This window comes from Eubacterium sp. An3 (assembly GCF_002159465.1).
Classification (GTDB): domain Bacteria; phylum Bacillota; class Clostridia; order Lachnospirales; family Lachnospiraceae; genus Anaerobutyricum; species Anaerobutyricum stercoris.
Genome location: NZ_NFIR01000008.1, coordinates 115995 through 125166, shown reverse-complemented (window position 1 = coordinate 125166; position 9172 = coordinate 115995). Strand labels below are relative to the sequence as shown.

The following is a 9172-nucleotide window of genomic DNA, read 5'->3' as shown; positions in this document are numbered from 1 at the left end:
TTCATATATATCTATTTTTTTATATTATATAAAAATTAAAAATGAATTTCAATACATTTGATTCAAATATATTATTGACAAAATGCTAATTTTATCATATTATAATTAAAAAATAATATAATGAATTTTTTAATTATAATATAAAGATGAGAAAAACGACTTAATAAAAAATTGAAATTTGGCAGTCAGCCCATAAAATTTAGGAAAAAAATATTTTGTGACATAGCAAAGCTGATGTAAGTCTAAAGACTACGCCTAGATGCCAGGATGGAAATAACGATATCAGGCAAACCGCTTTATAGATTTTAGTTTCTTGTATGACTGGTTTGTTTAGTAGTGACTGTGGTGATTGCAACGGCTAATAGACTGATATGAGCAAAGGTGTTGAGATTTGTAAGGAATGTTTAAATTCGTACCCACATACGTTCTTGCCGGTGTTTTTAAATCGGGAATTGTAGTGTTTACATTCTGCCCTCAAGGGATAGGTGCTTTTGTAATATTGGCTGTTACGGTCAATGGAGAGCCTTAAATCATCAGGAACTGTGATGTATTTCGTGCAGTCGCGATGTTTCTTCCCATTGTAAAAGTTTTTATGATGGCAGGGACAGAGTTCGTTTTCGGAATTTTTCAATGGGTAGTAGAATTTTTGACGTGTACGCCCGTTATAGGAAAATTTGACGTCTTTCCACATGACAAGGCCTGTTTTACAGACAGGATTCTCCTGTGGGAGCAGCTTGGGACTTTTGGTATTACGCTTATTTAAAGGAATGATATATTCCCCGTTGTAAAGCTGGCTGATCTGATTATAAATATTTTTTATATCATGGCCTTTCTCAGCGAGGAGCAGTACCTGTAATTTCATGATGCTGAAAAGAAGGTTATTGTTTAGGTAGTCAACAAGATCAGAGATCATGGATAATCCTTCGCATTTCATGACAAGGAAAGAACAGGTTATGACGTGGAAAATGCTTTCCGTCCGGTTTTGGGGAATTCCGGGGCAAAGGAAAGATCAAGGGTGGGAAAAGGTAATCATAAAACTTAGCAACAAGCTGGGAGGTAAAAAGAAGGATGTCTTGTAAAATTTTTTGACGATAGAAAACAATCAGTTTCTTTTGGTGAATTGATTTTGACAATTTAATGATATCATTTGGAGCTGGTTGTTTCTATAAATTTGAAGTGATAAAAGAAGTTGCCATGTCTCGCAAATCCGCATAAATATTGAATGTGTGAGTTTTGCTCATGGCAAATATAAATATATAAAAGAGGTGATGACTATGAATGAATAAACGATAAATTATTTGTTATTTAAATTTAAATGTACATTGAAGGAGGAGATTTTATGTAAAAAGAATAGGGTTACTTTTATCATTTTGTTTGTTATGCGCATCTCATTACCAGTGTTTTGTGAGAGTAAGAAAGATGATGAATACGATAAAAATGTGTTTTCACCGGCAAATGTAGGGATTTTTGAATCAGAGATTGCAAAATAGATTCAGCCGTATAGCAAATCAGGGGATAAATATAGTTTTACTTATAAGTTTAAAAATTATGTAGAAGCAAAAATTAATTTTTCTGTTCAAAACTATTTTGTACATAAAGGGTACAATAATTGGAAAAAAATACAAATTATATTAGAAGGGGGTAATATGATGAACAAAAGAAATTCAATAATTACAGGTATTGCCTTTTCATTTATGTTAATTGTAGGAACGACGTTTCCTTCATACGCACAGACAAAAGACTTTGCATATAGTTTAAAAGTTGGAGATAGTGAAACTAAATTTGGTGCTACAAAAGCAGGTGGATCTTCTTTTGAAACAAAATATTATTTGACGCAAGAAAATGTTTCTCGTCCAACAGGGAGCACTCGATATTTTTCTTATTATCCAAAATTAAATGGTGTCAGAGCGGCAAATGGTTTAAAATTAAGTGAAGATGATTTCAAAAAACATAATAATACTTATTATTCTGGCAAAGCCATTGCGGGGAAAAAGTACAAATTATATTGCAAATTTACCGGGAGTCAAGGTACTAATAAAGTTAACACTACTGTTTCTGGAAAATGGACGCCGTAATTCTGATTTTACCTATAACGTTAATCTTTCGAGCACCTTTTGGTGCTCGAGAGATTTAAATGTGAAAGGAATACCAATATGAAAAAAATATTTGTAATTACTAGTGTGTTTTTATGTATTCTTTTCTTTTCTTCTTGTAGTCATTATACAAAAAAATCATCTGATAATTTAGATAACATAACACACACTATATCAACAACTTCCAATACTATTAAATTTTCTTTTGACAAGAATATTCAGATTGATGCAAAAATTTCAATACCGGAATCATTACAAGATCTGAAATTCAATGTGGTCAAAGCACATCGTCCCCATATAAGTGAAAAAAAAATAAAAAAATTATTTACCCAAAAGATCGATATCGCTCAACAAATAATTGATGACGGATACAAATCCAGGGAAATAGGCAATTATCACTTTACTTATTTATACGGCAAAAATGGAGAATTTGTAGATATCTCTCCTATGGATATTTATTTTCAAATTCCCGACTATGAGTATTATCTAAATTGTTTATTTACTGACCCTCTTTTTGAATCATATAATCTCCCGCATTTTTCTCTTACGAAGGAATTATCTTTTGCATCGCGGGAAAATACATTTCAGATTATCAGAGAATATTTTGACGTCCTTGGTATAAGCATATCAGACGACTATAAAGCCTATGCTTTAGATCATAAAAAATTACAAAAAGAGGAGAAACCGATGGATACCGATGGAAAGATTTTGGAAGATAATAAAAAAGAAAGTTGGACAAAAAAGGACGATGCCTACTATTTTATTTTTCATCAGGAGGTGGACGATGTTCCCATTCGTCAGGTACAGTATGGGGACGGTTTTCAGGGTACAGGTATTGAACAGACGGAATTGATGGCCGTTTACGGCGCCAGAGGGATGATTGCTTTTCGGGAATATTGGGGATATGTACTGGAAAAAACTACGGAAGAGAAAGAAATCATTTCTTTGGATCGCGCGCTGGAATCCTTGCAAAAGAAATATGAAATGCTGCTCACAGATTCCACATTATTTGATGAAATTGCTCTGGAACTGATGCCCGTATTTATCAAGGATAATGAGTATGAGATTCATCCGGTTTGGACCTTTCGAGGAAAACTTAAACTGGAGAACGGTCAGAACATTAATACAGAAGTTTCCTTTGATGGATTTAGTGGACAGGAGATTATATCGTGATGAAATTGTTTAATGTTTTGTGGGCGGATAGCATGCGATGGTTTGGACGTTGGAAAATGTGGGCTGTTCTCGCAGGAATTGTTATAGTGAATTATTTGATGATGGGACAAAATATCAGAGCAATTCCTCACTCTTCTGTGGTGGAAACTGTTTATCTGTATATTGAAGACCCGTTTTTTGCATTGTCTCTCCTGCTGGCAGTCTTCTTGATGGGAACATCTTACTGTGATGATTTGGAAAGCGGCTATCTCCTTTTTTGCATGGAAAGATGTAATAGAAACATTTACGTGTTCTCAAAAATAATCCATACTTTTTTTAGTGCTTTTTTTGTTCTGGCAGCAGGCATCTTCATTTGGATTTGTAGCATGCGACTTTTCATGCCTTGGGCTTTTCCACAGGAAGATTATTTTCAGACTATTGCAGAACAGGGAATGGGCGGACTTTTACTAAAAAAGAACTATCTTCTTTATTTTTTTCTCCATTCTTTGGGTTGTGGGATGCTTGGAGGTGTAGTATCGACAGCAACTTTTGTGATTTCTATGATATTAAAAAATAAAATGCTGGTACAAACCGTGGCGGTATTACTTTATTATATTAATGTCATTTTCCTGCCGTCCTATTCACCCCGGTGGTCTGTTTGCAGCTTGTCCCGTATTTTTTATTTTATTTATAGCGATATCAATTCCACATGGATGATTGTCGTAACCTCCTCAGTAATCTGCCTATTGTTGCTTTTTATTTTCGGTTTAGCTGCTTGTAAAATATTTGAGAGGAACAATTATGCTTAGAATGAATATTCATTTATTGTACTATCAATTTAGACTATGGAATAAGCGAAAAAATATATGGGTTTTCTGGATATTTATTGTGCTTCTTGCAGATTTATATCTGCGGCCGACTCGACGGCTCATCAATCTTTTGGGTGTTTCGCCGGATACGACTGTGTTTCCTCTCATCTGGAACAACACTTTCTTTTTGATGCTGTTTTACTTCGGGGTGATTCTGTATTTCAGTGATGTTCCTTTTCAGAATACCATGTCACAATTCTTGTTGATCCGATGCGGCAAATATCGGTATGCCTGTTCTCATATCCTTTATATTTTCTGCTCTGGCGTGATCATATCAGGATTGTTTTTTCTTATTCAGTGGGCTATGCTTCCGGCTCCGTTTTTTGGAAGCTGGGGAAAGTTCTGGGGAACAGTAGCGCAGACATCAGTTGCGTATGAAGTGGGGAGCGGAATTGAATTTCAGTATCATATTTTGTGGGACTTTACCCCGGAGGAAGCACTTGCCATTACTTTTGTTGTTTCTATTTTACTAAATGTACTTAGCGGATTATTTTTATATTTTTGCAGCCTTTTTGGACAGAAAACAACAGGAATGTGCATTGTCGCCGTGTTTGCCGTGTTGCCTCACATTGTGGGCTGGCTGGATTTCACAACCTTTTATTGGTTTTCTCCGTATTCTTGGCTTTGCCTAGATACTACTATGAAAAATTATAATGGTTCATTGCCGTCTTTGTCCTATGCGTTTCCTATACTGATTTTTCTAAATGTAATTCTGATAGTAGCCATCTTCATTCGGATACGGCTAAAGAAAGATATGGATTGATTGGCTGGTGTGATGGGAAAAGTGAAAGCCATCAACGTATGGACAATGAAATTTCAACAGATATTGCTCTGTTTAGAGAATAGGAAAGGATAATATTTCATGAAAATAATTGAAATAGAAAATGTGTCAAAGAGCTTTTCCAATAGGAAAGTTCTTGACGGAGTATCTCTTGCAATAGAAAAGGGAACTATTTGTGGACTCATTGGCAGGAATGGTTCGGGGAAAACGGTATTGATGAAATGTATTTGTGGTTTTCTTACTCCGGATTCTGGTAATATCCGCATAAGAGGTCGGGAACAAAATCGAAAACAGAATGTATCTGGTAATATGGGAATCATCATTGAGTCTCCTGGGTTTCTGGAATATGAATCTGCCTACAGAAATCTTCTTTATCTGGCGCGTTTGCGTGGTCTGATTGGAAAAAAGGAAGTAAAAGAGGCTATCGAGCAAGTAGGCCTATGCCCTAAAGACCGGAAAAAAGTAAAAAAATATTCTATGGGTATGCGTCAGCGACTGGGAATTGCTCAGGCTATTATGGAAAAGTCAGATATCCTGCTTTTGGATGAGCCTATGAATGGGCTTGATGAACAAGGAGTCGCTGATATGAGGAAATTGTTTCTTTCTTTGAAAGAAAACGGCGTTACAATTTTACTTGCAAGTCACAATTCAGAAGATATTAATTTTCTTTGTGATAGTGTGTATCGGATAGATGGGGGTAAGATAAAGTGTGAGGATGAATGACTTGTGAGAAAGTGTTTTAAAAAGGAGATTGATAAAAAGTAATCATGTTAGTTATAGTATGAAAAATTGTATCTAAATATAAAGCCAGAAAGCTTAGAATACTTTCTGGCTTTTTCTTTGTTAAATTTTGCGATTTTTTATCAGGATAGTTCAAAAACGTGGTCCGCCATCTATCAAAAACTAATACACGAGCAGAAAAAATTAAATAAAATTTTTCTTTTTTCGATTTTTTTCTGCTTTTTACCTGTCCTCGCTATGAAAGGGAGGATCAGGTATCTTTTATTACGGCTATATGAAGAGGGGAGGTGATCCCCTTGAAATTAAACCGGCGTGAAAAGGAAATCGTGCGAAGAAAATTCTGTGCTTACTGTATAAAAGTATTGCGCGGTGAAGTTTTGAACTATCTTGATGAGTTAAAAAATCAACTGGAAAGAGAAATCAGTTTTTCTGACCTTTTACAAAAGGATTGGAACCTGCTGTGTTCTTACGATGATTATGAAATAGCAGAAGAGTTTACAGTCATGGGGCAAAAAGTTTTTGTCCATGATGAATGGCTCAGCGAGGCTTTAAAAAAATTGCCGGCAAAGAAACGAGAAATTATTCTCATGCTTTTCTTTCTGGATATGACGGAAAAGGAAATTGCTGCATATTTGAAGTTGGTGCAGAGTACGGTACATTACCACAAAGATGATTCGTTGAAACGATTAAAAAAATACATGGAGTAAAAGCATATGAAATCACGAAAGCATAGAGAAATGCCGGAATTTGAAACAATTGAGATGGCTATCCAGGGAGATGCCGAGGCAATCAACCGTATTGTAGAGTATTTTCAACCATTTATAAACAGTAAAGCGCGAAGAAAATATAAAGATGAATACGGGAGAATTTATTATTTGCCTGATACATATATGAAACGGCGGATGGAGACAAAATTAATTACCAAAATACTGGATTTTAAAATTCAACTTTGATGAGCAAGTGAAAGTATTCCCTTTCTGCTTTTACTTACTGAAAAATGTACCTTGATAATTTCAAACTTATCCTGCAGGACAAAAAGAAACGGTGGAGCCCGGTGACTGGTACGCCAGGATAATCTTATGTCATGATGATAGATATGGCCACTTTGCGACATTATGTCGTAAAGTCTACTGTCATAAAATGGTACATATACGATGAAAGAAAGATTGGAGCGAATGATATCAGGTCATAAGCAGAGGATGGGAACTGTGTGGCGAAGAAATTGTTTCGGATAATGATACTCCCGGTCAAACTGTCCGGTCTGAAAAGATGGTGCGAATCCAATGAGGCTGTTTCCCGACGGCCACCTGCAGGAATATTTTATCAAAAGTAGTAAAAAAGTTCAGAGAGAAGGGAAGATTGGGTGGAAGCAAAAAAGTTAATTCGATATAGCATACAGCTGTCAATGTTAAAACAATTGTATGATAAAAAATTAATCACAGAGAATGAATATTTATTGCTTAGAAATAGGTTAATGAAAGATTATAATGTAGTATCTGATGTAACAGCTTGACTGCATGAGAGTATTTTTGTATAATAATTTTGACAATATGGTAGATACACAAATGAAAAGGAGACGATAATGGAAATTGAATTAATTAAAGCCAATAATCCTTTTGACAGTTCTGCCAAAAAACGAATAGAACGTTTAAGAGTTGCGGCTTATTGTCGAGTGAGTACTGATGATGAAGATCAGATTAAAAGCTATAATTCGATGGTACGTTATTATACAGACTTGATTCAAAACAATAAGGAATGGGTTTTTGCAGGAGTGTACGCAGATAAAGCAATTACTGGTACAAAAGTAGATAAACGTGAAGAATTCCAAAAATTAATTCAGGACTGTTTAGATCATAAAATTGATATGGTTATTGCAAAAAGTATTCCCAGATTTGCCCGGAATACTTTGGATACTTTAAAATATGTTCGTATGCTGAAAGAAAGAAATATTGCTGTCTATTTTGAGGTGGAAAAAATTAATACTTTAAAAGATGGCGAATTTCTTATTACTATATTAAGCTCCGTTGCGCAGCAGGAAGTGGAGAATACTTCTGCTAATGTGAAAAAAGGATTAAAGATGAAAATGAAACGGGGAGAACTCGTAGGTTCTCAAGGATGTATGGGATATGATTATGATGTGGAAACAAAATCTATCTTAGTCAATGAAGAAGGTGCAAAAGTTGTTCGGTATATTTTTGAACGTTATGTAGAAGGCGTTGGAACTACAGTAATTGCCCGGGAACTGAATGAAAAAGGAATAACGACAATAAGAGGTAATCCGTGGGTTCCATCTACTGTCATGGGGATTATAAATAATGAGAAATATAAAGGAGATCTTCTACTAGGAAAAACATTTACTGTTGATCCAATTTCTAAAAGGCGATTAGAGAACTTTGGAGAAGAGGACAGATATTATATACACAATCATCACGAGCCGATTATTTCGGAAGAAATGTTCGAAAAAGCGCAAGAAATAAGGAGTAGAAGAAATGGCAGTAGAAAACAAGGGGCTTCATTTGGAAAAAGGGAAAAATTCAGCCGACAATTTGCGTTTAGTTCAATGTTAGAATGTGGCTTTTGTGGATCTAGTCTTACACGTAGAGCTTGGCATAGTAATACAAAATATAAAAAAGTTATATGGCAATGTGTTAATGCTACTAAAAATGGAAAGAGGTGTTGTCCTGACAGTAAAGGGATTCCAGAACAGGTAATAGAGGAAGCGTTTATTGAATCTTATCAGATGCTTTGTAAAGATAACAAAGATGTGTTGGAGGAGTTCCTAAAAAGAACAGAAAAAATCCTTGGAGAAAATTCAGTAGAGAATCAAATTAGTAATTTGAGTAAAACAATTGATAAATTATCTTCAAAAAGAAAAAAATTGGTTGATAATTATTTGGATGGAGTGATTGAACAAGACATATATGAAGAAGCAGATATGAAATTGAAGATTGATTTATCCAATGCAAAAGCAAAACTAGAGTTTTCTAAACAACAGGTGGATAAAAATAGTTCATTACAGAAAAGAATAGCAGATTTTAAAAAAGCACTATCCACTAATGAAGTTCTTGAAGAATTTGACCGAGGAATTTTCGAAAGTATAATTGATAAAGTTATCGTTGGAGGAATTGACGATAACGGAGAAAAAGATCCCTATAAAATTACTTTCATATATAAAACAGGATTTAAGAATGAGGTGAAAAATTCGAAAAAGCGTTTTGAAAAAAGGAATACTCATATTGGAGACGGCATAAAAAAATTGTGTTCTGATATAAGTAACGAGTTTTCGAAATTGTGTTCTGAAGTTAGCGACGACGGGGGTAGAGACGGTGTGTCTTCTTTCGCGCAAAGAGGGCTGACAGTATGGCTGTGCGACTGGCGCAGAAGCATAATACAGGAAAGTTGCTGTGATAAATATTTTTATATAATGATTGGATACAAGACCTGCGGTTATCTTAAATAAAGTACCCGCGGGTCTTTTTTTTGTTTTCTGAAAAACATTGTGAATCATAAAAATAACATTTGAATGTAAATTTTTC

9 protein-coding genes are annotated in these 9172 nt (G+C 34.8%); 8 read left to right on the top strand and 1 reads right to left on the bottom strand.

The window, feature by feature from the left end; genetic code table 11:
• Positions 1-358 precede the first annotated feature (358 nt).
• Complete coding sequence (locus tag B5F87_RS09205) at positions 359-913, bottom strand: hypothetical protein (protein WP_242964356.1); 555 nt, start codon at positions 911-913, stop codon at positions 359-361.
• Positions 914-1646: 733 nt separating this feature from the next.
• Between B5F87_RS09205 and B5F87_RS09195 the strand changes: the two genes are divergently transcribed.
• The 8 genes from B5F87_RS09195 (at position 1647) to B5F87_RS09155 (ending at position 9096) form a co-directional block, all read left to right on the top strand.
• Positions 1647-2075: a hypothetical protein gene (locus B5F87_RS09195; protein WP_087280101.1), complete on the top strand. Its 429-nt coding sequence runs from the start codon at positions 1647-1649 to the stop codon at positions 2073-2075.
• A 78-nt stretch (positions 2076-2153) separates the two neighbouring features.
• The gene (locus B5F87_RS09190) at positions 2154-3266 is read left to right on the top strand and encodes a hypothetical protein (RefSeq protein WP_087280099.1); all 1113 of its coding nucleotides are present in this window, start codon (positions 2154-2156) and stop codon (positions 3264-3266) included.
• A complete protein-coding gene (locus B5F87_RS09185) occupies positions 3263-4054 on the top strand; it encodes a hypothetical protein (RefSeq protein ID WP_143405242.1) in 792 nt (263 codons plus the stop codon). The genes B5F87_RS09190 and B5F87_RS09185 overlap by 4 nt, the downstream gene beginning before the upstream one ends.
• A 79-nt stretch (positions 4055-4133) precedes the next feature.
• Positions 4134-4877, top strand: a complete 744-nt coding sequence (locus B5F87_RS09180; RefSeq protein ID WP_087280093.1) for a hypothetical protein — start codon at positions 4134-4136, stop codon at positions 4875-4877.
• A 99-nt stretch (positions 4878-4976) separates the two neighbouring features.
• Positions 4977-5618: an ATP-binding cassette domain-containing protein gene (locus B5F87_RS09175; protein WP_087280090.1), complete on the top strand. Its 642-nt coding sequence runs from the start codon at positions 4977-4979 to the stop codon at positions 5616-5618.
• Positions 5619-5932: 314 nt separating this feature from the next.
• Positions 5933-6343, top strand: a complete 411-nt coding sequence (locus B5F87_RS09170; protein WP_087280087.1) for a sigma-70 family RNA polymerase sigma factor — start codon at positions 5933-5935, stop codon at positions 6341-6343.
• Positions 6344-6349: 6 nt separating this feature from the next.
• Positions 6350-6589, top strand: coding sequence for a helix-turn-helix domain-containing protein (locus tag B5F87_RS09165; protein WP_087280084.1), 240 nt, complete (start codon positions 6350-6352; stop codon positions 6587-6589).
• A gap of 629 nt (positions 6590-7218) precedes the next feature.
• Positions 7219-9096, top strand: a complete 1878-nt coding sequence (locus B5F87_RS09155) for a recombinase family protein (protein WP_087280078.1) — start codon at positions 7219-7221, stop codon at positions 9094-9096.
• The last annotated feature ends 76 nt before the right edge of the window (positions 9097-9172 follow it).

What these genes read in the sequence shown, in the direction of transcription:
- B5F87_RS09205 (WP_242964356.1), bottom strand. Translation starts at nt 913, where the DNA reads ATGATCTCTGATCTTGTTGACTACCTAAACAATAACCTTCTTTTCAGC.
- B5F87_RS09195 (WP_087280101.1), top strand. Translation starts at nt 1,647, where the DNA reads ATGATGAACAAAAGAAATTCAATAATTACAGGTATTGCCTTTTCATTT.
- B5F87_RS09190 (WP_087280099.1), top strand. Translation starts at nt 2,154, where the DNA reads ATGAAAAAAATATTTGTAATTACTAGTGTGTTTTTATGTATTCTTTTC.
- B5F87_RS09175 (WP_087280090.1), top strand. Translation starts at nt 4,977, where the DNA reads ATGAAAATAATTGAAATAGAAAATGTGTCAAAGAGCTTTTCCAATAGG.
- B5F87_RS09165 (WP_087280084.1), top strand. Translation starts at nt 6,350, where the DNA reads ATGAAATCACGAAAGCATAGAGAAATGCCGGAATTTGAAACAATTGAG.
- B5F87_RS09155 (WP_087280078.1), top strand. Translation starts at nt 7,219, where the DNA reads ATGGAAATTGAATTAATTAAAGCCAATAATCCTTTTGACAGTTCTGCC.